This is a genomic window from Citrobacter sp. CK185, assembly GCF_030333565.1.
Taxonomy (GTDB): domain Bacteria; phylum Pseudomonadota; class Gammaproteobacteria; order Enterobacterales; family Enterobacteriaceae; genus Citrobacter_B; species Citrobacter_B koseri.
This window is the reverse complement of the sequence record NZ_JAOWFR010000023.1, coordinates 575,785-599,424: the sequence shown is the minus strand read 5'-3', so window position 1 is coordinate 599,424 and position 23,640 is coordinate 575,785. Positions and strand designations below refer to the sequence as shown.

16 protein-coding genes are annotated in these 23,640 nt (G+C 56.9%); 6 read left to right on the top strand and 10 right to left on the bottom strand.

Annotated elements, in window-relative coordinates:
- Positions 1 to 3 precede the first annotated feature (3 nt).
- Both OGV79_RS10470 and OGV79_RS10465 read right to left on the bottom strand, forming a co-directional pair.
- Positions 4 to 3,081 carry a beta-galactosidase gene (locus tag OGV79_RS10470; RefSeq protein WP_286468303.1) on the bottom strand — a complete coding sequence of 1,026 codons (3,078 nt, stop codon included), beginning with the start codon at positions 3,079 to 3,081 and terminating at the stop codon, positions 4 to 6.
- Positions 3,082 to 3,202: 121 nt separating this feature from the next.
- Positions 3,203 to 4,285 (bottom strand): LacI family DNA-binding transcriptional regulator, encoded by a 1,083-nt coding sequence (locus OGV79_RS10465; RefSeq protein WP_060815881.1) that lies wholly within the window; start codon positions 4,283 to 4,285, stop codon positions 3,203 to 3,205.
- Between the two features lie 421 nt (positions 4,286 to 4,706).
- Between OGV79_RS10465 and mmuM the strand changes: the two genes are divergently transcribed.
- The gene (mmuM, locus tag OGV79_RS10460) at positions 4,707 to 5,639 is read left to right on the top strand and encodes a homocysteine S-methyltransferase (RefSeq protein ID WP_286468302.1); all 933 of its coding nucleotides are present in this window, start codon (positions 4,707 to 4,709) and stop codon (positions 5,637 to 5,639) included.
- A 79-nt stretch (positions 5,640 to 5,718) separates the two neighbouring features.
- On the opposite strand, the gene fbpC is transcribed toward mmuM, so the two are convergent.
- From fbpC to OGV79_RS10430, 6 genes are all read right to left on the bottom strand, one after another.
- Positions 5,719 to 6,765, bottom strand: coding sequence for a ferric ABC transporter ATP-binding protein (fbpC, locus tag OGV79_RS10455; RefSeq protein WP_024130614.1), 1,047 nt, complete (start codon positions 6,763 to 6,765; stop codon positions 5,719 to 5,721).
- Between the two features lie 11 nt (positions 6,766 to 6,776).
- Positions 6,777 to 8,855, bottom strand: coding sequence for an ABC transporter permease (locus tag OGV79_RS10450; protein ID WP_214143496.1), 2,079 nt, complete (start codon positions 8,853 to 8,855; stop codon positions 6,777 to 6,779).
- A gap of 68 nt (positions 8,856 to 8,923) precedes the next feature.
- On the bottom strand, positions 8,924 to 9,955 hold the full coding sequence (locus tag OGV79_RS10445; protein ID WP_012133638.1) for an ABC transporter substrate-binding protein: 1,032 nt from the start codon (positions 9,953 to 9,955) through the stop codon (positions 8,924 to 8,926).
- Positions 9,952 to 11,256: an MFS transporter family glucose-6-phosphate receptor UhpC gene (gene uhpC / locus OGV79_RS10440; protein ID WP_199971308.1), complete on the bottom strand. Its 1,305-nt coding sequence runs from the start codon at positions 11,254 to 11,256 to the stop codon at positions 9,952 to 9,954. Before uhpC ends, OGV79_RS10445 begins: the two co-directional genes overlap by 4 nt.
- A gap of 85 nt (positions 11,257 to 11,341) precedes the next feature.
- Positions 11,342 to 12,883, bottom strand: a complete 1,542-nt coding sequence (locus OGV79_RS10435) for an MASE1 domain-containing sensor histidine kinase (RefSeq protein ID WP_012133636.1) — start codon at positions 12,881 to 12,883, stop codon at positions 11,342 to 11,344.
- Positions 12,883 to 13,512 (bottom strand): response regulator transcription factor, encoded by a 630-nt coding sequence (locus tag OGV79_RS10430; protein ID WP_047458568.1) that lies wholly within the window; start codon positions 13,510 to 13,512, stop codon positions 12,883 to 12,885. Before OGV79_RS10430 ends, OGV79_RS10435 begins: the two co-directional genes overlap by 1 nt.
- A gap of 343 nt (positions 13,513 to 13,855) precedes the next feature.
- Between OGV79_RS10430 and tauA the strand changes: the two genes are divergently transcribed.
- From tauA to tauD, 4 genes are read left to right on the top strand one after another with little or no spacing between them, the layout of a single operon-like run.
- The gene (tauA, locus tag OGV79_RS10425) at positions 13,856 to 14,818 is read left to right on the top strand and encodes a taurine ABC transporter substrate-binding protein (protein WP_115615023.1); all 963 of its coding nucleotides are present in this window, start codon (positions 13,856 to 13,858) and stop codon (positions 14,816 to 14,818) included.
- Positions 14,819 to 14,828: 10 nt separating this feature from the next.
- Positions 14,829 to 15,596 carry a taurine ABC transporter ATP-binding subunit gene (tauB, locus tag OGV79_RS10420; protein ID WP_286450923.1) on the top strand — a complete coding sequence of 256 codons (768 nt, stop codon included), beginning with the start codon at positions 14,829 to 14,831 and terminating at the stop codon, positions 15,594 to 15,596.
- Complete coding sequence (tauC, locus tag OGV79_RS10415) at positions 15,593 to 16,420, top strand: taurine ABC transporter permease TauC (RefSeq protein WP_012133629.1); 828 nt, start codon at positions 15,593 to 15,595, stop codon at positions 16,418 to 16,420. The genes tauB and tauC overlap by 4 nt, the downstream gene beginning before the upstream one ends.
- Positions 16,417 to 17,268 carry a taurine dioxygenase gene (gene tauD, locus OGV79_RS10410; protein WP_112002459.1) on the top strand — a complete coding sequence of 284 codons (852 nt, stop codon included), beginning with the start codon at positions 16,417 to 16,419 and terminating at the stop codon, positions 17,266 to 17,268. The genes tauC and tauD overlap by 4 nt, the downstream gene beginning before the upstream one ends.
- A gap of 97 nt (positions 17,269 to 17,365) precedes the next feature.
- Here tauD and olsF read toward each other — a convergent pair whose 3' ends face one another.
- Together olsF and hemB are read right to left on the bottom strand one after the other, a co-directional pair.
- Entirely contained in the window at positions 17,366 to 19,081 is a 1,716-nt protein-coding gene (gene olsF / locus OGV79_RS10405) for a bifunctional ornithine lipid synthase OlsF (protein ID WP_286468301.1), read from the bottom strand.
- Between the two features lie 168 nt (positions 19,082 to 19,249).
- On the bottom strand, positions 19,250 to 20,224 hold the full coding sequence (gene hemB, locus OGV79_RS10400; protein WP_199976778.1) for a porphobilinogen synthase: 975 nt from the start codon (positions 20,222 to 20,224) through the stop codon (positions 19,250 to 19,252).
- 494 nt (positions 20,225 to 20,718) lie between these two features.
- On the opposite strand from hemB, the gene ehaB reads away from it, so the two are divergent.
- Complete coding sequence (ehaB, locus tag OGV79_RS10395; RefSeq protein ID WP_214319084.1) at positions 20,719 to 23,640, top strand: autotransporter adhesin EhaB; 2,922 nt, start codon at positions 20,719 to 20,721, stop codon at positions 23,638 to 23,640.

The window sequence follows — 23,640 nt, the reverse complement described above, 5'->3', positions numbered from 1 at the left end:
CTTTTACCGCCAGCTTATCTGGTAGTGGTAGCGCCCGGCGCTGAGCTGATATTCCGCTGAAACGGAAGGGCTCCAGGAGTCATCGCCGCCCACGCCCATATGGAAACCGTCAATATTGAGCCAGGAGCCCGCTTCCGGCTGGAGCAGATGGCGGTGGCTGGTTTCCATCAGCTGTTTCTGGCCGTAGCGACCGATGTTGAACTGAAAATCGCCGCGCCACTGATGCGCGCCATAGCGCAATTCACGCGTTCCGCAGCGCAGGCCGTTTTCGCTCGGGAAAACATACGGGGTGTACATCTCTTCCAGCGGCAGATCCCAGCGATCAAAGCAGGCGGCAGAGAGACGATCCGGGTAGTTCTCGTGCGGGCCTAACCCCAGCCAGTTGACCCGCTCCGCCACCTGCGCAAGCTGGCAGCTCAGGCCGATGCGCGCCGGATGCGGTGTCCCGCTGGCGACATCAACATCTACCGTTATCTGCATTTCACCGTTGCCGTTGATACGGTAGGTTTTCCGGCTGATGAACAGCGTCTCGCCCTGATACTGCCAGGCGTGGGCGGTGGTAATCAGTACCGCGCTGGCAAGCGTGTCGGCATCGCATTGCAGTAATACCGCTTTAGCCTGGTAATGGCCGGCGGCCTTCCAGCGTTCAACCCAGGCGTTAGGGTCGATGCGGGTTGCCTCGCTCACGCCGATGTCGTTGTCCAGCGGCGCGCGGGTGAACTGATCGACAAGCGGAGTCAGCAACTGTGCCTCTTCGCCAATCCAGAATTGCGTCAATACGCCCTGCTGGCGGCTGAACTCCCAGCGTTTCTCGCCTGCGACAATACGGAATGCCGTCCCGCTGCTGGTGAGCTGTGGCGCGTTGCCAGCGTGCTGCGGCCACTGCGTAGCGAGTTTTTCGCCGAGCTTCCACTGTTGCCAGGCGCTGATATGTCCGGCTTGCGACCATGCGGTTGCCTGCGGCTGTTCAATGCGTACCGTCAGCCACAGCTGGCCTGCGGTTTCCGCTTCCGGGAGCGCTGGCAGCGCGATGATCTGACGTCCCTGCGGCGGGATATCCAGCGTCACAACGCCTGCGGTCAGCGGGTTGCCATCCAGCGCCAGTGACCAGTGGAGCACCTCGTTATCGCTATGGCGGAACAGGTATTCGCTGGTCACTTCAATCTGGCATTCGGCTCCCGGCAGCAGCACAAACTGGAAAAACTGCTGCGCGTGTTTGGCTTCATACAGTGACGGATGCGGCGTACGGTCGGCGAACACCAGGCCGTTCATACAGAACTGACGGTCGTTAGGCGTGTCGCCAAAGTCGCCGCCGTAGGCTGACCACGGCCGACCGTCGTCGTCATATTTGATAAGCGACTGATCCACCCAGTCCCAGACAAAACCGCCTTGCAGGCGCGGATACTGGCGAAACGCCTGCCAGTATTTCGCGTAACCGCCGAGGCTGTTGCCCATCGCGTGGGCGTATTCACACAGGATCAGCGGGCGCTGCTCGCCCGGCATCGACAGCCATTTTTTGATCGACCATTTCGGTACGGCGGGGAAGGGCTGATCCTGATCGACGCGGGCGTACATCGGGCAAATGATGTCGGTTGCCGCCGTATTCGCGCCGCCGCCTTCATACTGCACGGGACGGGAGGGATCTTCCGACTTAATCCAGCGGTACAGCGCGTCGTGGTTGGCGCCGTGCCCGGACTCGTTGCCCAGTGACCAGATAATAATGCTCGGATGGTTGCGATCGCGCTGTACCATCCGCGTCACGCGCTGGCTCATGGCGGGCAGCCAGACCGGATCGTCGCTCAGGCGATTCATCGGCACCATGCCGTGGGTTTCGATATTAGCCTCATCCACCACGTACAGGCCGTAGCGATCGCACAGGGTGTACCACAGCGGGTGATTCGGATAATGGGAGCAGCGCACGGCGTTAAAATTGTTCTGCTTCATCAGCAGAATGTCTTTAATCATGGTCTCTTTATCCATCACCTGGCCGTTTTCCGGGTGATGTTCATGGCGGTTGGCGCCGCGGATCAGCAGCGGCTTACCGTTTAACAGCAGCAGACCGTTTTCAATGCTGACCTGACGGAAACCGACGTCGCAGGCTTCGGCTTCAATCAGCGTGCCATCGGCGGCGTGTAGCTGTACAACGGCACGATACAGATGCGGGGTCTCCGCGCTCCACAGCGCCGGGTGTTCGACATTCAGACGAAGGGTTGTGCGATCAGGGTAAGCGCCGCGCTCATCAATGATCTCGCTGCCGAGCGGAGCGGTTTTTTCTCCGACGAATGTTTCGCTATCCCACAGCTGTACCGTCACGCGTAAATCATCGCGTCGTTCCCCCGTTGTTCTGACCTCCGCTTCCAGCACTGCGCGGCTGAAATCATCGTTGAAGCGGGTGTTGATGCGCAGGTCACGGATTTGCGTTGCCGGTTTATGCAGCAGCGAGACGTCGCGAAAGATGCCGCTCATCCGCCACATATCCTGATCTTCCAGATAGCTGCCGTCACTCCAGCGCAGCACCATTACCGCGAGGCGGTTTTCACCCTTAAGCAAAAAATGCGTGAGATCGAATTCAGACGGCAGACGGCTGTCCTGACCGTATCCGACCCAGCGACCGTTGCACCACAAATGGAAGGCGGAGTTCACGCCATCAAAAATGATCCGCGTCTGGCCTGCCTGTAGCCAGTCTGCGTCAATACTGAATGTGAGCGAGTAACATCCGGTTGGGTTATCTGCCGGAACGAACGGCGGGTTAACCGGAATGGGATAGGTGACGTTGGTATAAATGGGGGCGTCGTAACCGTCCATTTGCCAGTTAGACGGCACGCGCACGCTATTCGCCTGTTGCAGATCGCTTGTCCGCCAGCTCTCTGGTACTGCTTCAGGCGATGAAAACCAGGCAAACGTCCATTCACCGTTCAGGCTGCGCTTGTGTGCGGAGTCACGGTTCTCGCGGGCGTCATCGGCATTACGCCAGCTGCAAAAAGGAGGGTGCGCCTCCAGGCGATTAAGTTGCGTTACGCCAGGGTTTTCCCAGTCGCGACGTTTCAGAACGACGGCGAGTGAATCTGCATTCTGGGGCATAGCGGTATCCTGATTGGGTTTGTTATTCGCTCACAATTTCAGTCAAAATACGAAGAAGGGATTCCTGCTGTAAAGGACAGGAGGTTCAATGAGTGAACTGACTCACACAATTGTTATGCGTTCACATTTTCGGCGCTAACAGCGAAACCTGCCGAGCCAGTTGGATCAGGGAGTCGGCCAACGCCTGCGGAGAAGTGACCTGAGCATTGGGGGGCTGCACGGTTTTACGCTGAACCAATGAAACGGGGAGTCGCTGGTTATCGGTGGCGGGTTCGCCACGGGAGAGTTGCAGCAGTTTGTCGACGCTGGTTGCGCCAAGCAGGGGGAAATTCTGTCTGATGGTGGTCAGCGGTGGGATGTAGCAGGCGCTGTCTTCGGTGTCATCGTAGCCTATCACCGAGATATCCTGCGGGATGCGCAGGCCAAACTCGGCGATCGCCCGCATGGCGCCCAGCGCCATCTGATCGTTAGCCACCAGTATTGCGGTGGGCATCGTTCCGTCATTGAGCATCTGCATGGTTTGCTGGAAACCGGACATCGCGCTCCAGTCGCCTTCCGTTTCTGCCACCGGTCGCAGCTGATAGTGGGTCAGATATTTATGCCAGCCCGCCAGTCTTAGCCGCGCAGAGACGGACGAGCGCGGCCCTGTCAACAGCGCGATGCGCTGGTGCCCGTGTTCTACCAGATGCTCAACGCCCAGACGCGCGCCGTCGTCATGGGAAAAAATAATGCTGTTAACGGGGAACCGATCGGACACGTCGAGAAACAGTACCGGCACGTTGCCGCAGGCGGCGGCAACGGCAATGGCATCGTTCTCATCAAGCGGGTAGTTGATGATCAACCCGCTTACCCGCTGCGCCAGCAGGTTATGTACCGCCGCTTTGCAGGCGTCTACTCCGTTGCGCTCCACCATCGCGATCACCACGCTGGCGCCTGACCTGTCGGCGCGGGATTTAATCGCCGCGACAATTTGCGACGGCGCGTGCAGCGCGAGGTTAGCGGTGGCGACGCCGATGAGCGGGGTTTGTTTACCTGCCAGCTGCTGCGCGACGCGATTGGGAATGTAATTCAGCTCCGCCATCGCGGCTTCGACTTTTTCACGGGTTTTGGCGGAAACGTGGCTGGCCTGATTCACCACGCGAGAGACGGTCTGATAAGAGACGCCTGCACGGTCTGCAACATCATAGAGCGTTACCGGTTTCACATTCATCACCCTGAATTTGTTGTTATCTGCGCGTTATGATGCCACACCCTGAAGGTTTTTCGCCATTCTGCCGGGCTGACGTCAGTTGGTCGGCTGATATCGACCCCGGCTCCTGACGTTGTTCTCATTCCGTCGTATGAGTGGGGACGGTATGTTCCCACTTCTGTCTGAGCGCCGGTGCGCCGCCTTGTTGCCAGAGTTGTAAGAGATTCTGGCAGCGGAGGCATCATGAGCTGGCGACCCTTTCTTTACCTCATTGTTACTCCTCACCCGGTGCTGAGCGCCCGGCGCGCGCGTTTGCGGCTGGTACAAGGCTGACGGGTCTTTAATAATTGCGTAGCGCTCCCGATTACCACCCGGCGCGCTGTGTTATGGTGCTTGTTTCATTGCCGATTTCATAAGCAGAAACAGGAGCCAGACTATGTCGCAACATAATCCGTTGAGCGCCATCCTCGATAAACAGGATTTCCTGTTGCTGGACGGGGCGATGGCGACGGAACTGGAAGCGCGCGGCTGTGATTTAGCCGATAGCCTGTGGTCAGCGAAGGTGCTGGTAGAAAACCTGGCGCTGATCCGCGAAGTCCACCTTGATTACTACCGGGCGGGGGCGCAATGCGCGATTACCGCCAGCTACCAGGCAACGCTCGCAGGACTTGCCGCGCGTGGGTTTGATGAAGCGCAGTCGAAAGCGCTGATCGGCAAGAGCGTGGAACTGGCGCGCAAAGCGCGGGAAGCGTATCTGGCTGAGAACCCGCAGGCGGGCACGCTGCTGGTGGCGGGTTCCGTCGGGCCATATGGCGCGTATCTGGCCGACGGTGCGGAATATCGCGGGGATTACGTATGTACTCCCGAAGCGTTCCAGGCTTTTCATCGCCCGCGTGTGGAAGCGCTGCTGGATGCGGGCGTTGACCTGCTGGCCTGCGAAACGCTGCCGAATTTTATTGAGATTAAAGCGCTGGCTGAGTTGTTAACCGAATATCCACGGGCGCGGGCATGGTTTTCGTTTACGCTGCGCGACAGTGAGCATCTGAGCGACGGTACGCCGCTGCGTGACGTGGCGGCGTTCCTCAACGCCTGCCCGCAGGTTGTGGCGACTGGCGTAAACTGTATCGCGCTGGAAAACGTCACCGCCGCATTGCAGCATTTGCACGGGCTGACCGCGCTGCCGCTGGTGGTTTATCCCAATTCGGGCGAGCGGTACGATGCGGTAAGCAAAACCTGGCATCATCACGGCGAAGCGTGCGCCACGCTGGCGGAGTATTTACCGCAGTGGCTGGCGGCGGGTGCGAAGCTGATTGGCGGCTGTTGCCGGACGACGCCGAAGGATATTGCTGAATTGAACGCGCAACGTTGAGTGTGTGGGCTGATGCCTTACCCGGCCTACAACGTGCACGAACCGTAGGCCGGGTAAGCGTAGCGCCACCCGGCATCAATTACACTGCGTCTGCTAAAACAAACATCCCGTACGGGTGGATTTCGAGGTAATAATTTTCCCCCACGTCCGGCTGCAATCGGGTGGCGTTAACCTGCAATAAAATCTCCTGTCCGTGCCACGCCACCGTCACCTCATACTGCGGCCCCATATAGGCGACATGCTGAATCACACAGCGCTGGCTCTCTTCGCCGCGATCGCTCAAGGTAATCGCTTCCGGGCGCACGCCAACGGTGCCGGAACCCTGGGCGGCAAAGTGCGCCGGGCGCGGCAGCCGATAGCCGTAGATATCCACATACTCCTGACTGAACGTCGCCGGGAACAGGTTGGCATCGCCCATAAAGCTCGCCATAAAGCGTGACGCAGGTTGACGGTAGAGATCCTGCGGCGAACCGATCTGCATAATATGCCCCTTGTTCATCACCAGCACGGTATCGGAAACCGCAAAGGCTTCGCTCTGATCGTGGGTAACGTACAGCGAGGTGATATCAAACTGCTTTTGCAGTTCGCGGATCTTGTCGCGCATGCTGCGGCGCAGGTTGGCGTCGAGGTTACTTAACGGCTCATCAAACAGCAGCACCTTCGGCTTGAGGATCAGCGCGCGCGCCAGCGCCACGCGCTGCTGCTGACCGCCGGAGATCTGATCAACATAGCGGTCTTCGAATCCTTCCAGATCCACCATCGCCAGCGCCTCTTGCACACGGGCTTTCACTTCGCTGCGCGATACGCCAAGCATCTTCAGACCGTAGCCGACGTTTTCCCCCAGCGACATGTGCGGGAACAGGGCATAAGACTGAAAGACCATACAGATATCACGCTGCTGAATAGAGCGATGGGTGACGTCTTCGCCATCAATGAAAATCTGTCCTTCGCTCGGTTTTTCCAGCCCGGCCACCAGACGCAAAATGGTCGTTTTGCCGCAGCCGGAAGGGCCGAGCAGCGTCACCATTTGCCCCTGCGGGATGGTGAGATTGATATTATCGATAACCGTGTTGCTGCCGAATCGTTTGGTGACGTTGCGCAGTTCAACAAAATTTTTCTGACTCATAGTGCGCTCCATTACGCCTGGTTTTTGGCTTTTGAACGGGAGATACGCGCTTCCCCGATCAGCCAGTCAAAGATGAAAATAATCGCCAGCATCACCACGATCAGAATCGAGCCGTAGGCGATCGCCACGCCGTATTCGCCGTCTTCCACGCGGTTGAGGATGTAGGCCGTCGCCACGCGGGTGTCTGGCGTGACGAGGAATACAATGGCGCTGACGGTGGTAATGGCGCGCACAAAGCTGTAGATCAGCGCCGAGAGGATCGCCGGGCGCAGCAGCGGCAGCAGGATGTGCGTAATGGTGCGTAAGCTCCCGGCGCGCAGGCTGAGCGACGCTTCATCCAGCGATTTATCGATCTGGCCTAATCCGGCGATCCCGGCGCGAATCCCAACCGGCACGTTACGCATCACCATCGAAATAATCACAATCGCCGCCGTTCCGGTGAGGTACACCGGGGCGCTGTTAAAGGCGAGGATGTACGACACGCCCGCCACGGTGCCCGGTACGGCGAAGCACAGCATGGTGGTGAACTCGATAGTCTTTTTGCCTTTGAACTGCTGGCGTACCACAATCCAGGCGATCAGCAGACCGAAGATGGCGGTGATCGGCGCGGCAATTCCGGCGTAGAGCAACGTATCAAGCAGGGAAGGCCACGCGCCGTCGCTCATTCCCTGGCCGAACAGCTTGATAAAGTTCGCCAGCGTCAGGGTGTAATCCACGCCCCAGTTGACGGTGAAGCTACCGTAGAAAATGCTGCCGTAGAGCAGGGCGTTGAAGGCTATCCACACGGCCAGAATGGCGATGACGCTCCACACCAGGGTGACAGGCAGCGGCTGGACGTCGCCACGGTACGATTTCCCGGAGACCGTGACGTAAGAGCGCTTACCGATCCACATATACTGCACACAGAACACCAGCAGTGAGAACAGCAGCAGGAACGCGCCCAGCGTACTGGCGGCCTGATAATCAAGCTGCGAACCGGTGATATAGAAATAGATCTGCGTCGCCAGCACGTCGAAGTTACCGCCGAGCACTAACGGGTTACTGAAGTCGGCCAGCGACTGCACCACCACGATCAGGAAGGCGTTCGCCAGCGCCGGTTTCAGCAGCGGGACAAACACGCCGTTAAAGGTCTGCCAGCGGCTGGCGCGCAGGGTGTACGAGGCTTCTTCCAGCGATGGATGGATAGTTTTGATCGCCCCGTCGAGGATCATAAACGCCATCGGGGTAAAGGCCAGCACCTGCGCCAGCCAGATGCCGGTAAACCCGTACAGCCAGTTGGTGTTGGTCAGCCCGAACCACTCGACCATAAATTCGGTGACGTAGCCGGAGCGTCCCATCATCAGCGTAACGCCTAAACCCACTACGAACGGCGGCGTGACGATTGGCAAAATCGAGAAGATGCGGCCAATAATGGCGCTGCGTTTGGCAATGCGGGTGGTGTAAATCGCCAGTACCAGGCCGAAGAAGGTACAGCCCACGCCCACCGCAATCGACAGGGCGATGGAGTTGAGGATCACCTGGATGATATGCGCCTGCGACAGCACCGTCATAAACGCCAGCGGCGCGAACTCCCCGGCGTCGTTGGTGAACATCGGGATGAAAATCGCGATACTCGGCCAGACGATAAAGATGCCGATCAGCGCCACAATGGCGGTAAGTGAGCCGATCACGAAGCGGTCGCCGCCCAGCCATTCCAGACGGGTCAACGCCAGCGTCATGATCGCGCCCAGCGCGACGAACAGCACGATAGTGGCGTAGCCTAAACCACGGCCTTCAACGGTGGCGCTGATGACGATAAAGGCCATACACAACAGCGCCCAGCCCGCATCAAGGTAATGGCGGCTGCGCTGTTCGCGCCTGGCTTCATGGAACGGGCGAATCAGCAGCAGGCTTGGCAGCAGATACCACAGCCAACTGATATTGAGCTGTGACCAGCCGTAGGACTCAAGGATTTCATCGCCCGTGGACTCCAGCAGGCCGTAATCCAGGCTCCAGCTCGGCAGCAGGGCAAACGCCAGCCAGCCCAGCAGAACCCAAAAGAATATCGCATCCCGTTTTTTCACGGGATGGTGTGCAAGTGTGTGTGACATAGCGGTTCCGGTATTGTGGGCCGGGTACGGCGTTACGCCGCCACCCGGCAAATGAACGCAATGTGGGCTTATTTACCCATCTTCACTTCGCTAACCCACTTATTGATAAGCTGCTTACGGACGTCGGTAGAACCGTATTTATCCATGTCGTAATTGATGAGCTTCAGGTCGTCGAGCTTCAGCGAGTTCGGTGACGTTTCCGCTGTGGTGTTGGTCAGGATCTGATAAGACTTGCCTTTCTTCCACGCCAGTTCTTGTGCTTCTTTTGACAGCACCCAGTCCACGAACAGTTTGGCGTTGTCGAGGTTGCGTGCGCCTTTCAGGATGCTGACGCCGCCAATTTCATAGCCGGTGCCTTCGCACGGAGAGATCAGCTCCAGCGGCGCGCCCTGTTCTTTTTCCAGCGAATAGTCGTGCAGGAAGCCAATGCCGATAGCGGTTTCGCCACGGGCGGCGTTACGTGCCGGGGCAATACCGGATTTGGTGTACTGAGACACGTTGGCGTTGAGCTGTTTCAGGTAATCAAAGGCCTGATCTTCGCCCCACAGCTGGGCGAAGGTCGCCAGTGCGGTATACGCAGTGCCTGAACTTTGCGGGTCGGCAATCTGAATCTCGCCTTTGTATTCCGGTTTGGTCAGGTCTTTCCAGCATTTTGGCACCGGCAGATTTTTCTCTTTCAGGCGCTGGGTATTGACGCCAAAACCGAGAATACCGACATACACCGCTGAAGAGAGGTTGCCTTTTACTTTCGCCGGATCGCGGAATTTCTCCATGACCTGCTCAAGGTTGGGAGACTTGTAGGGTTGCAGCAGCCCCATTTCACCCGCCTGAGACTGAGGATCCAGCGTCCCGCCGTACCAGACGTCCGCCTGCGGGTTTTTCTTCTCGGCATCCACTTTCGCCAGCGTACTGCCGGAGCCGTTGCGAATGAACGAGGTTTTGACGTCATATTTGTCGCCAAACGCTTTGGTTTCTGCTTCGCACATTTCATTGGTGGCGCTGCAATAAACCACCAGGCGGCCTTTGGCCTGCGCGGCGCCGGTTAAGGTTGCCAGCGCAATGCCGGATGCAATCAGGGTAGAGGTAAGCGTCAATTTCATTGTTTTATCCTTTGACTGAGTGAGGTGGTGATGCCCGCCATCAGCAGCGGCATCAGCAATAAACCCATAAGTACCGCGGCGACCGAGAGCAAACTGAACATGCCCGACCAGCCGTAGCGTTCAATGACCAGCGACAGAGGCCAGCCCGCCAGCGCTGCCCCCAGATAGGCGAACAGGCCGAGAAACCCGGTGATGGAACCGGCCGCCGCTTTGTGCCCGCACTCGACGGCGGCAAGGCCAATCAACATTTGCGGGCCAAAAACGAAAAAGCCCACCGTAAAGAAACAGACCGCCAGCAGTGCGTAATGGTGTACCGGCGCTAACCACAACGCGGCGACGGACACCATCAGCCCCAGCGTGAACAGCAAAATCATCGGCGCGCGCTGGCCGCTGAACAGCAAATCCGACCCCCAACCGGCGAACAACGCGCCGAGCAGACCGCCAACTTCAAACAGCATCACCGTGGCGTTGGCGCTGAGCAGATTGACGCCGTGGCTTTCCGTGAGCCAGATGTTGCCCCAGTCGTTGAGGGCGATGCGAATCAGATAGACCAGCACATATGAGACGCCCAGCAGCCAGATCATCGGGTTTTTCAGCATCGTGGTGCGCAGCATCTGCCACAGCCCCATCGGCGGGCTTTGCTGCTCCTGGCGCAGCTCCAGCGGGTCATGACGCCATGCGCCGACCGTTGGCAATCCCTCTTCCTGCGGCGTGCCTTTCAGCTGTAGCGTGAGCCAGATACCTAATGCCATGCTGATGATCCCCGGCGCCAGCATCGCCGCCTGCCAGCCCCACCAGTGGGCGGCGAAAGCGCTAATCAGTGGGATAATCGCCCCGCCGATGTTGATCGACATATTCCAGCAGCCCCACCAGAAGCCGCGCTCGTTGCGCGAATACCAGTGGGTCAGCAGTCGGGCGCAGGGCGGCCATCCCCAGCCCTGAAAGAAACCGTTCAGCGTCCAGACCGCCAGCAGCAGCGTCAGCGACTCGCCAAAGGCGAACACCACATTCAGCAGGCCGGTGGCGAACAGGCCAACGCCCATAAACCAGCGATGCCCGTGGCTGTCGTGCCACAGCCCGGCGGTAAACTTCGACAGGCCGTAGGTCAGGTAAAACAGTGAACCCAACAGGCCGATATCGCCTTTATCGAGTCCCAGATCCGTTTGCAGCGCCGGAAGTACGTAATTCACGCTTTTTCGCGTCAGGTAAAACGCGGCATACCCAATGACCATGCACATCAGCAACCGCAGGCGTAGCGCCCGGTATCGTTGGTCTGTTTCGTTTACTGGGCGTGGGTGCATGGCCGTCTCCGTTTGTGCTGACTATAGGAAAGTGAAAACCAAAGGGGATGAGAGAAAGTCCGCAGTGACTAAGACTTTTTCCTGGTCAGGACGTGGTTTGTTGCAAAATTGTGGGCAAGTTAACAATTACCCGCGTGCCGTGCAGCGATTCGAGCGTCAGTTCGCCGCCCAGCGCGCTGACCCGTTCGCGCATCCCCTGAATACCGAATCCCGGCATTTTTTCAGGCTGGATGCCGGTGCCGTTGTCCCGAACTTCCAGATGGAGGGTCTGTTTCTGCTGGCTTAACAGAATCGTGACCTCGCTGGCTTCGGCATGTTTACAGACGTTGTTCAGCAGTTCCTGCAACAGGCGGTAGAGGGTAAACCTGACGGTTTCATTTTCCGGGGTAAGCGTAAGGCGATACTCAAACTGGCAGCGAATCCCACGTTCGGGGAACGCGAATTCGTTGACCAGATGATGCAGCGCCTCTTTAAACGACAGCTCATCCAGCGCGGGGGGACGTAGCTGGCGTAACAGCTGGCGGGTAGAGTGGTGAATACGGCGGGCGAGATCGTTTATCTGGCTGGCGGCGGCCTGCGTCTGCGCCGGATCGCGCGCGCGTTTCACGAGCTGTGACTGGATCTGAATGGCGGTGATGTTCTGCCCGATCTCGTCGTGCAGCTCGCGCGCCAGGTTTTTGCGCGTATCCTCTTCGGTATGGATCAGCTTTTCGGTCAGCGCCCGGCGCGCCGCCAGCTCCGCCTCCAGACGCTGGCGATAGTGGTGCAGGTTTTGCGCCAGATGCTGCTGGCGGCTGATGGCGATCCCAAGACCTATACCGAGTAGCGCCTGGGTGGCGAGGAAAATCTCCAGTTCGACCAGGTTGTTAAACCCGACGCCGACCTGGCGGGCGATGGTGATCATCATGCTGCCCAGCAGGCCGGAGAGCACGCCGCCCTGCCAGCCAAACTTCCACGCCATCACCACGTTAGGCAGGAACACCACGATCAGCAGCAGGCGTTCAATTTCCGGCGATAGCACCATTTGCGTGCCGATGCCGATAATAAAGAACAGGCTGCACCAGATGATCAGCGAAGTGCGCAGCGGCGGGTTGTTGGTATCCAGCCCCAACAGGTGATAACGGTGCTGCTGGCGTAAAAATTCAAATACCAGATAAACAAAGGGGGTGAGCAGCACGCCGCCGGTAAACGACGCCAGGCCAGTCAGCATTGCCGGGCTTTTTATAAAGGGCGACAGCAGGGCGGTATTCAGCAGCGAGGCCAGCGTGACGGCGGCCAGCAGCAGCGTGAGGCGCTGCCAGTACAGGGGAAAACGGTGCCAGAATTTTTGTCCGATGCTGGCCGGGATCAGGCAGATCAGCGGCGCCGCCAGCAGGACGTAGCCGCTGAGCAATTGCTCGCTATGGAGCCATAACGGCATCAGCACTGGCGGCAGTATCAGCGCGGGCCAGTAACGGCGGGAGAGTAAAATCAACAGCGCAAGATAAACGCCGTGCGGCAAAAAGAGCGCCGCCTGTTGGCCGTTATGGGTCAGGTAAAAGCCCAGCGTCCATAGCATCAGCCAACCTGTTCCCCAGGCCAGCAGGATAAACAGTGAGATCACCCAGTAACGCACGCCGCGAGACATCAGTGCCCCGTCAGCAACTGGTGGTCGAGGGCGAAATGCACCAGCTCGATGGTACTGTGGCACTGCAATTTACCCAGTACGTTAGCACGGTGGACGTGAACGGTTTTATGGCTGAGGTCGAGCTTAAATGCGATCTCTTTGACGCTGTCGCCTTTGACCAGTAAATCAAAAACTTCTCGCTCACGGGGGGTTAACACCTCCAGCACCTGCGCCGGCTGTTCGCCGCCGCGCAGCGCCCGCAACGCATCGGCGCACAGATAGTGGCCGCCCATACCGACGGAACGCACCGCCTGAACCAGCTCTTCCGGCCCGCAGCGTTTAGTCAGATAGCCGCTGGCGCCTGCATCCAGCGCGCTTTGCACAAACGCTGGCGTGTCGTAAATGCTGAGGACGATGGCGCGAAACGTGGGTTTTTGCGCGCGTAGCCGCTTTAACAGACTCAGCCCGTTTTCGTCCGGCATCGCGATATCCAGCACCGCGACGTTAACGTCATCGCGCAATAATGCGGGCCAGGCTTCCGCCGCGCTGCTGTACTGGCCTGCTACGTCCAGATCGTCTTCAAGACTTAATAATTGCGCAAAGCCGGAACGCACCACCACATGGTCATCAACCAGCACCACACGAATCATATGCTTACTCTCTTGCCGAATAATGCCTCTATGATGCCTGCCCCCGCTGCGCTGGCAATCATCCGGGTGTGGTTATGGAATGAATGTAACAAAATCGCAATAATTTGCAGGGTGTTGTTGTCGTGGTAGGCCTGATAAGCGCAGCGCCATCAGGCATGGATTGCCGGATGGCGGCGCAAACGCCTGATCCGGCCTGCAACTCAATGCTAAATACATTTCCACACTAACCATTCCCGTTTTTTTTCTAAAAACGCTTTGCTATTAGCAAGAATTTTTAATTCCTTTATCAAACTCGGCCGCAACGAAATACTGCCCCCATAACAAGACAGGGGAGCAGACAATAATGGGTATTTCATCGCGTAACACACTTCTCGCCGCACTGGCGTTTATTGCATTCCAGGCGCAGGCGGTTAACGTCACCGTCGCGTATCAGACATCCGCCGAACCGGCGAAAGTGGCGCAGGCGGATAACACCTTCGCCAAAGAGAGCGGGGCGACCGTTGACTGGCGTAAATTCGACAGCGGCGCGAGCATCGTGCGCGCGCTGGCTTCCGGTGATGTACAGATCGGCAACCTTGGCTCCAGCCCACTGGCGGTCGCCGCCAGCCAACAGGTGCCGATTGAGGTTTTCCTGCTGGCGTCAAAACTGGGGGAATCCGAAGCGCTGGTGGTGAAGAAAACGATCGCTAAGCCGGAGGATCTCATCGGCAAACGCATTGCGGTGCCGTTTATCTCCACCACTCATTACAGCCTGCTGGCCGCGCTGAAACACTGGGGCATTAAGCCCGGGCAGGTCGAGATCATCAATCTGCAACCACCGGCGATCATTGCCGCCTGGCAGCGTGGCGATATTGACGGCGCTTACGTCTGGGCACCCGCCGTTAACGCGCTGGAAAAAGACGGGAACGTGCTGACAGACTCGGGGAAAGTCGGCGAATGGGGTTCGCCGACGCTGGATGTGTGGGTAGTGCGTAAAGACTTCGCGGAAAAACATCCAGAGGTGGTCAAAGCATTCGCGAAAAGCGCCATCGACGCGCAGCAACCCTATATCGCCAATCCTGAGTCGTGGCTTCAGCAGCCGGATAACATCAGCAAACTGTCGCGCTTAAGCGGCGTGCCGGAAACGGACGTGCCGGGGCTGGTGAAAGGCAATACCTACCTGACGGCGCAACAGCAGGCCGTTGAGCTGAACGGGCCGGTCAATAAAGCGATTATCGACACCGCGCAGTTCCTGAAAGAGCAGGGTAAAGTGCCCGCCGTCGCGACGGATTACAGCCAGTACGTCACCGATCGCTTTGTGCAATAAGGAGGCGCGGATGCTGCAAGTTTCCCATCTCTTTGCCGATTACGCCGGTAAACCGGCGCTGGAAGATATCAATCTGACGCTCGACAGCGGTGAGCTGTTAGTGGTGCTGGGCCCGTCAGGGTGTGGGAAAACCACGTTGCTGAATCTGATCGCCGGTTTTCTGCCTTATCAGCACGGCACGATCCAACTGGCGGGCAAACGGGTCGATGGGCCGGGTGCGGAGCGCGGCGTCGTCTTTCAGAACGAAGGACTGCTGCCCTGGCGCAACGTGCAGGATAACGTCGGACTTGGCCTGCAACTGGCGGGAGCGGACAAAACCCGGCGTCGGCACGTAGCGCAGCAGATGCTGAAAAAAGTCGGGCTGGAAGGGGCGGGAAAACGCTTTATCTGGCAGCTTTCCGGCGGGCAGCGCCAGCGTGTCGGCATCGCCCGCGCGCTGGCGGCAAATCCTCAACTCCTGCTGCTGGATGAGCCTTTCGGCGCGCTGGACGCTTTCACCCGTGAGCAGATGCAAACGCTGTTGCTGAAACTCTGGCATGAGACCGGCAAGCAGGTATTGCTCATTACGCATGATATTGAAGAGGCTGTGTTTATGGCGACGGAGCTGGTGCTGCTTTCTCCTGGCCCCGGTCGCGTGCAGGAGCGGCTGTCGCTTGATTTCGCCCGCCGCTTTGTGGGGGGCGAATCCTGCCGCAGCATTAAATCCGATCCGCAGTTTATCGAGACGCGGGAGTATGTGTTAAGCCGCGTCTTTGAACAACGGGAGGCCTTCTCATGAGCGTGGTCATCAACGATAAGCTGCGTCAACGCGGGTTGAAATGGCGCTGGCCGTTCTCTCGTCGCATTACCCTGAGTATCAGCACATTAGCGGTGATTCTGGCCGTGTGGTGGAGCGTAGCGGCGTTGCAGTTAATCAGCCCGCTGTTTCTGCCGCCGCCGGGGCAGGTGCTGCAAAAACTGATCGCCATCGCCGGGCCGCAAGGGTTTATGGACGCCACGCTGTGGCAGCATCTGGCGGCGAGCCTGACGCGCATTCTGCTGGCGCTGCTGGCCGCCGTGATTATCGGCATTCCGGTGGGCATTGCGATGGGGCTAAGCCCAACGATACGCGGCATTCTCGATCCGATCATTGAACTCTACCGACCTGTTCCGCCGCTTGCGTATTTACCGCTGATGGTGATCTGGTTCGGGATTGGCGAGACCTCCAAGATCCTGCTGATCTATCTGGCGATTTTCGCCCCGGTCGCCATGTCGGCGCTGGCGGGCGTCAAAAGCGCGCAGCAGGTTCGCATTCGTGCGGCGCAGTCGTTAGGCGCCGGACGAGTACAGGTATTGTGGTTTGTGATTCTGCCCGGCGCGCTGCCGGAGATCCTCACCGGGTTACGCATTGGCCTGGGCGTGGGCTGGTCGACGCTGGTGGCGGCTGAGCTGATTGCCGCCACCCGGGGTTTAGGGTTTATGGTGCAGTCCGCCGGGGAATTTCTGGCAACCGACGTGGTGCTGGCGGGGATCGCGGTGATTGCGGTGATCGCGTTTATTTTAGAACTGGGTCTGCGTGCGCTTCAGCGCCGCCTGACGCCCTGGCATGGAGAAGTACAATGAGTGAACGTCTGAGCATTACCCCGCTGGGGCCGTATATTGGCGCGCTGGTTTCCGGCGCGGATCTGACCCGCCCGCTGAGCGATAATCAATTCGAACAGCTGTATCACGCGGTGCTGCGCCACCAGGTGGTTTTTCTGCGTGAACAAGCCATTACGCCGCAGCAACAGCGCGCGCTGGCACAGCGTTTTGGCGATCTGCATATTCATCCGGTCTATCCCCACGCCGAAGGCGTCGAAGAGATTATCGTGCTGGATACCCATAACGATAACCCGCCGGATAACGATAACTGGCACACCGATGTGACCTTTATTGAGACGCCGCCAGCAGGGGCGATTCTGGCGGCAAAGGAACTGCCCTCTACCGGCGGGGATACGCTATGGACCAGCGGCATTGCCGCATATGACGCGCTTTCCGAACCGTTTCGCCAGTTGCTGAGCGGTTTGCGAGCGGAGCATGATTTCCGTAAATCGTTCCCGGAATACAAATACCGCAAAACTGACGAGGAGCATCAGCGCTGGCTTGAGGCGGTAGCAAAACATCCGCCTTTGCTGCATCCGGTGGTGCGTACCCATCCGGTGAGCGGCAAACAGGCGCTGTTTGTGAATGAAGGCTTTACCACGCGGATTGTCGATGTGACGGAGAAAGAGAGCGAGGCGCTGCTTGGATTCTTGTTTGCGCACATCACAAAACCGGAGTTTCAGGTGCGCTGGCGCTGGCAGCCTGATGACGTAGCCATCTGGGATAACCGCGTCACCCAGCATTATGCCAACGCTGATTACCTGCCGCAGCGGCGCATTATGCACCGGGCGACGATTCTGGGAGATAAGCCGTTTTATCGCGCACCGTAATAGATAACCACACTATTCGGTTAGGGAAATTCAGGCCTGGTAAGCGCAGCGCCATCAGGCACGATGTGGCACCGCGCCGGATGGCGGCGTAAACGCCTTATCCTGCCTGGAAACCCAAATGCGCGCCAATATAGCGCTGATACCTGTTTGCCTTCAGATAGGTTAAATCGACCAGCACCAGACCATCCACGCAGTTGCTGAACGCCGGATCGTTACCGAAATCAATAAACTGTACGCCGCCGGGGTCGCAAAGTTCGGAGTACTGTTTGTAGAGCGGGGGAATACCGCAGCCCAGATTGCCGAGCAGCGATTTCAGCCGCGTCAGATCGTCGTTGTAGCTTTTGCCTTCAAACTGCGCCAGTACGTCCGGCAATGACGCGGGGTAGGGCTGGCGTGATATCGCCAGCGGGTGCGTCGGCGGGAACCACAGGCGATAAAAGGCCACCAGTAAATCCCGCGCATCCGCAGGCAGACCGCCGGAAATAGACACCGGGCCGAACAGGTATCGGTATTGCGGATAGCGCGCCAGATAAGCGCCAATGCCAGACCAGAGATAGTCCAGCCCGCGACGTCCCCAGTAACGCGGCTGGATAAAACTGCGACCCAGCTCAATGCCGTGCTGCATCACTTGCGCCATCTGCTCGTCGTAATGGAACAAACTGTAGCTGTAAAGCCCTTCTATGCCATGTTTTTCCTGCTGCTGCGCGCAGGGAATGAACCGATAGGCGCCAACAATTTCCAGATCGTCTTCGTCCCATAAAATCAGGTGCAGATAGTCGTCATCATAGCGGTCGGTGTCCCGACGCTTTCCGCTGCCTTCGCCAACCGCGCGAAAGGCGATTTCACGCAGCCGCCCCAGTTCCCGCAGGATGGGGACATCCTCTTTGCCGTTGCGCTGCCAGAGGTAAATGTGCTTCCCGTCGGCGGTGTGCCCAAGGCATTCCGCCTGGGCGAGATCGCGTTTGAGGTGCGCTCTGTCTTCTGCGCGGGCTATCGTACTTTCGGTGGTGAATAACCCAGGGCGTCCTTTACCTAATGCCGCGACGTGCTGACGGCATTTTTCGGCCTGCTCGCGGACGTTGGTTTTCGTGGCGGACCACTGTGTCCAGGCGATTTGTTGGCCGATGCGGAGCGGCAGGCTGCTGCGACGCCGACGAAACATCTGCTGCATCAGGAGCAGCAATGCGAAGGTGGGGGACACCAGGCTGCTGGCGTAAAACAGCGAGCTGTTACGCGCGTTGATATGTACGGGAAGCAGCGGCGTGCGGTATTTCTCCGCCACCCGGATAAACCCGGAATGCCATCGGCCTTCCCTGATTCCCTGCGATGTGAAGCGCGCCACTTCGCCCGCCGGAAAGAAAATTAACGCTCCGCCGGCCTGTAAATGCGCATCTATCTGTTGTAGCGATGATTTTGGCGTGCGCCCGCCGATGTTGTCCACGGGAATGAAAAGTGAGCTGAGCGGTTGCAGATGCGAGAGCAGGCGGTTGGTCACTACTTTCACGTCACGGCGCACACGCGAGATGGCATACAGCAGGGCCAGCCCATCAAGCGTGCCTGTCGGGTGGTTGGCAATGATGACCAGCGGGCCATGTGCGGGGATGTTTTCGAGGTCGTGTGCGGGGATATCGCAGCGTATTTCAAGGTGTTCGAGAACTTGTTCCACCATGTCCACCCCTTTCAGATGGGGATGGCGGGATGCAAATTGCTGAAATTCTTCTTCATACAGCAACCGCCTGAGCAGATTTTTTTGCCAGGGTGTCGGCCTCGCCTGAGGCCACAGGTCGTCGAGTACGTTATCGAGACTAAACATAGCGGCTCCTCCTCCCGTCCTGTGCTGACAGTAGAAGGTACAAATGTCGTTTGTATGACGATGAGGTGACGTTTTGTGACAGTGCCAGATGGCGGCACCCGGCCTACAGATGTCAATCCCGTAGGCCGGATAAGCGCAGTACCAGCAGGCACTGCATCTCAGAAAGGATTAACGCAGGATTTTTTTCTCCGCCAGATTCAGCGCGAAGTAGCTGAAGATCAGATCCGCGCCCGCGCGTTTGATCGAGCCTAAGCTTTCCAGCACCACTTTCTCTTCGTCGATCGCGCCCGCCATCGCGGCGAATTTGATCATGGCGTATTCGCCGCTGACCTGATACGCGCCGAGCGGTAATTCGGTACGATCGCGGATATCACGCAGAATATCCAGATAAGCGCCAGCGGGTTTCACCATCAGGCAGTCCGCGCCCTGCGCTTCGTCGAGCAACGACTCGCGAATCGCTTCACGGCGGTTCATCGGATTCATTTGATAGGTCTTACGATCGCCTTTCAGTGCCGTACCGGCCGCTTCACGGAACGGGCCGTAGAAAGAGGAGGCGAACTTGGTGGAGTAGGACATGATGGCCGTATCCGTAAAACCGGCGGCATCCAGCGCCTGGCGAATCGCCTGCACCTGACCGTCCATCGCGGCGGAAGGGGCAATAAAATCAGCGCCCGCAGCGGCGGCGACCACCGCTTGTTTACCGAGGTTCGCCAGGGTTGCATCGTTGTCGACGCCGTGTTCGCACAGCACGCCGCAGTGACCGTGGGAGGTGTACTCACAGAAACAGGTGTCAGACATCACGATCATTTCTGGCACGGTTTGCTTGCAGATGCGCGACATGCGCGCCACCAGGCCGTCTTCTTTCCAGGCATCGCTGCCGGTGTCGTCGGTATGGTGGGAAATGCCGAAGGTCATCACTGAACGAATGCCGGCGTTGGCGATGCGTTCAATCTCGCGCGCCAGGTGTTTTTCAGGAATGCGCATGACGCCAGGCATGGCGTCGATCGCTTTGTAGTCGTCGAGTTCTTCTTCAACAAAAATCGGCAACACCAGGTCGTTTAAACTGAGTGTTGTCTCTTCAAACATGGCGCGCAGCGCAGCGGATTTGCGCAGGCGACGGGGGCGTTGGATTAGGTCTGTCATGGTATGCCTGATGTTTGTGGAATCGAAACGTCGAGTATACCTGAACCTGCCGCGAGGTGTTTTACGAAAGTTGTCCTTATGTGAAGTATTGCGGGTTGCTGTTAATGAAGCGATTAAATATTCGCAATTAGTATTTCTATGAATAAGATTATTTTTGTTAGTGATACATTTATTTCTGGTTTTAATTTTATTAAATGTTGTTTTAAGCTCTTCTGTCCTTTATTTATTGGTGATTTCTTTATTTCTTCATCATATATCATTCAGTTAAATAAGTAACTTCCATTTCCCTTTCTAATTTATTGAAAACTGGCGATTTAAAAAATATCTGTGATTTTGCTGGTGATTTTTTAATTGTCCGCTTTCGGACATTAAACAAAGAATAATTGAACCTTTCAATGCTGACGCCGCATAATCGACCTGCGAAACATAAAATGTTTTCTATGCATTGATAATTGATGGATCAACTATATTACGTCCCTGAGGAGGGATGACAAATGCACTCCTGGAAAAAGAAACTTGTAGTCTCACAATTAGCACTGGCCTGCACTCTGGCAATCACCTCTCAGGCAAATGCTTCTACGGATATTTCTGGAACCACCTACACAACATTCAACCACTATAACGACGCAACCTACGCTGATGGTGTTTATTATGATGGTTACGTAGGCTGGAACAACTACGCGACCGATAGCGTTTATAACGGTGATATTTATCCGGTTATCAACAACGCTACCGTTAACGGCGTAATCTCAACCTACTATCTGGATGATGGTCTTTCTACCAACACCAACAGTAATAGTCTGACAATCAAAAACAGCACCATTCACGGGATGATCACCTCTGAGTGCATGACCACCGATTGCGTGGGTCGCGATGCGACCGGTTATGTTTATGACCGTCTGGCGCTGACTGTTGATAACTCAACCATCGATGATAACTACGAGCATTATACCTATAATGGCACGTACACTGATGGTACGGCGGATACGCATGTTGTTGACGTTTACAACCTGGGTACTGCGATTACGCTGGATCAGGAAGTTGACCTGGTCATCAAAAATAATTCCCACGTTGCGGGTATTACGCTGACTCAGGGTTATGAGTGGGAAGACATTGACGATAATACCGTTAGCACCGGCGTCAACAGCGCTGAAGTGTTCAACAACACCGTCACGGTGACTGACTCTACGGTGACCTCTGGCTCATGGTCAGATGAAGGGACTTCCGGTTGGTTCGGTAACACCAACAACGCGAGCGATTACAGCGATTCTTATACTGCTGATGACGTGGCGATTGCGGCGATTGCGCATCCGAATGCGGATAACGCAATGCAGACCACTGTTAACCTCAGCAATTCTACCCTGATGGGCGACGTTGTTTTCTCCAGCAACTTTGACGAAAACTTCTTCCCGAACGGGGCGGATACTTATCGCGATACGGACGCTGACCTGGACACCAACGGTTGGGATGGCACTGACCGTATGGATGTTACGCTGAACAACGGCAGCAAGTGGGTTGGCGCGGCAATGTCCGTACATCAGGTTGATTCTGATGGCGATGGCGTGTACGACAGCTTTGCTGCGGGCACCGATGCCACTGCGACGCTGATCGACATTGCGGCTAACAGCCTGTGGCCTTCCTCTACTTACGGCATTGACAATAATGACACCGCGTATGGCGAAGATGGTCATGTTGTTGGTAACGAAGTCTATCAAAGCGGCCTGTTCAATGTGACGCTGAACGGTGGTTCACAGTGGGATACCACGAAAACCTCGCTGATTGATACGCTGAGCATCAACAGCGGTTCCGTCGTGAATGTGGCAGACTCTGATCTGGTTTCTGACAGCATCTCCCTGACCGGCGGCGCGGCCTTGAATATCAATGAAGATGGTCATGTTGCAACTGATGAACTGACAATCAACAACAGTACCGTCACGATTGCTGATGATGTGTCTGCTGGCTGGGGCGTGTACGATGCCGCACTGTATGCAAACACCATCAACGTCACCAACAACGGCGTTCTGGATGTGGGCAACAGCACCGCGTATGCGCTGCAAGCTGATACCCTGAATCTGACCAGCTACACCGATGCTAACGGTAACGTGAATGCAGGTGTCTTCAACGTTCACAGCAACAGCTTTGTGCTGGATGCCGATCTGACTAACGATCGTACTAACGACATCACTAAGTCTAACTACGGCTACGGTGTGATCGCGATGAACTCTGATGGTCACCTGACCATCAACGGTAATGGCGATGCCTGGACTGGCGATCAATCTGAAGTCGATAACGTGGGTGATAACGTTGCTGCGGCAACCGGTAACTACAAAGTGCGTATCGATAACGCGACCGGTGAAGGTTCTGTCGCTGATTACAAAGGCAAAGAGCTGATCTACGTTAACGACAAGAACAGCAAAGCCACCTTCTCCGCAGCGAACAAAGCTGACCTGGGGGCATACACCTATCAGGCTCAGCAGGAAGGCAACACTGTTGTTATGCAACAGATGGAACTGACCGACTACGCGAACATGGCGCTGAGCATCCCGTCTGCAAACACCAATATCTGGAACCTGGAACAAGACACCGTTGGTACTCGTCTGACCAACTCTCGTCATGGTCTGGCTGATAACGGCGGCGCATGGGTGAGCTACTTTGGCGGTAGCTTCGATGGCGACAACGGCACCATTAACTACGATCAGGATGTGAACGGCATCATGGTCGGTGTTGATACCAAAATTGACGGTAACAATGCTAAATGGATTGTCGGTGCGGCGGCTGGCTTTGCGAAAGGTGACGTGAGCGACCGTACCGGTCAGGTGGATCAGGACAGCCAGTCTGCCTATATCTACTCTTCTGCTCGCTTTGCCAACAATGTCTTTGTTGATGGTAGCCTGAGCTATTCTCACTTCAACAACGATCTGTCTGCCAACATGAGCAACGGCCAGTACGTTGATGGCAACACCTCTGCGGATGCGTGGGGCTTTGGTCTGAAACTGGGTTATGACTGGAAACTGGGCGACGCTGGCTATGTCACGCCGTACGGTAGCGTATCCGGCCTGTTCCAGTCCGGCGACGATTATCAGCTCAGCAACGACATGAAAGTTGACGGTCAGTCTTATGACAGCATGCGTTATGAACTGGGTGTTGATGCAGGTTATACCTTCACCTACAGCGAAGATCAGGCGCTGACGCCTTACTTCAAGCTGGCCTATGTTTATGACGACGCGAATAACGACGCCGACGTAAATGGCGATTCCATCGATAACGGCGTAGAAGGTTCTGCGGTACGTGTTGGTCTGGGCACTCAGTTCAGCTTCACCAAAAACTTCAGCGCTTATACCGATGCCAACTACCTCGGTGGTGGTGATGTCGATCAAGACTGGTCCGCGAATGTGGGCGTTAAATACACCTGGTAA

Excerpts from the sequence above, each read along its gene's own strand:
- tauA (WP_115615023.1), top strand. The coding sequence starts at position 13,856 with ATGGGTATTTCATCGCGTAACACACTTCTCGCCGCACTGGCGTTTATT.
- OGV79_RS10445 (WP_012133638.1), bottom strand. The coding sequence starts at position 9,955 with ATGAAATTGACGCTTACCTCTACCCTGATTGCATCCGGCATTGCGCTG.
- olsF (WP_286468301.1), bottom strand. The coding sequence starts at position 19,081 with ATGTTTAGTCTCGATAACGTACTCGACGACCTGTGGCCTCAGGCGAGG.
- OGV79_RS10450 (WP_214143496.1), bottom strand. The coding sequence starts at position 8,855 with ATGTCACACACACTTGCACACCATCCCGTGAAAAAACGGGATGCGATA.
- fbpC (WP_024130614.1), bottom strand. The coding sequence starts at position 6,765 with ATGAGTCAGAAAAATTTTGTTGAACTGCGCAACGTCACCAAACGATTC.
- tauC (WP_012133629.1), top strand. The coding sequence starts at position 15,593 with ATGAGCGTGGTCATCAACGATAAGCTGCGTCAACGCGGGTTGAAATGG.
- hemB (WP_199976778.1), bottom strand. The coding sequence starts at position 20,224 with ATGACAGACCTAATCCAACGCCCCCGTCGCCTGCGCAAATCCGCTGCG.
- OGV79_RS10470 (WP_286468303.1), bottom strand. The coding sequence starts at position 3,081 with ATGCCCCAGAATGCAGATTCACTCGCCGTCGTTCTGAAACGTCGCGAC.
- OGV79_RS10435 (WP_012133636.1), bottom strand. The coding sequence starts at position 12,883 with ATGTCTCGCGGCGTGCGTTACTGGGTGATCTCACTGTTTATCCTGCTG.
- tauB (WP_286450923.1), top strand. The coding sequence starts at position 14,829 with ATGCTGCAAGTTTCCCATCTCTTTGCCGATTACGCCGGTAAACCGGCG.
- uhpC (WP_199971308.1), bottom strand. The coding sequence starts at position 11,256 with ATGCACCCACGCCCAGTAAACGAAACAGACCAACGATACCGGGCGCTA.
- OGV79_RS10430 (WP_047458568.1), bottom strand. The coding sequence starts at position 13,512 with ATGATTCGTGTGGTGCTGGTTGATGACCATGTGGTGGTGCGTTCCGGC.
- mmuM (WP_286468302.1), top strand. The coding sequence starts at position 4,707 with ATGTCGCAACATAATCCGTTGAGCGCCATCCTCGATAAACAGGATTTC.
- tauD (WP_112002459.1), top strand. The coding sequence starts at position 16,417 with ATGAGTGAACGTCTGAGCATTACCCCGCTGGGGCCGTATATTGGCGCG.
- ehaB (WP_214319084.1), top strand. The coding sequence starts at position 20,719 with ATGCACTCCTGGAAAAAGAAACTTGTAGTCTCACAATTAGCACTGGCC.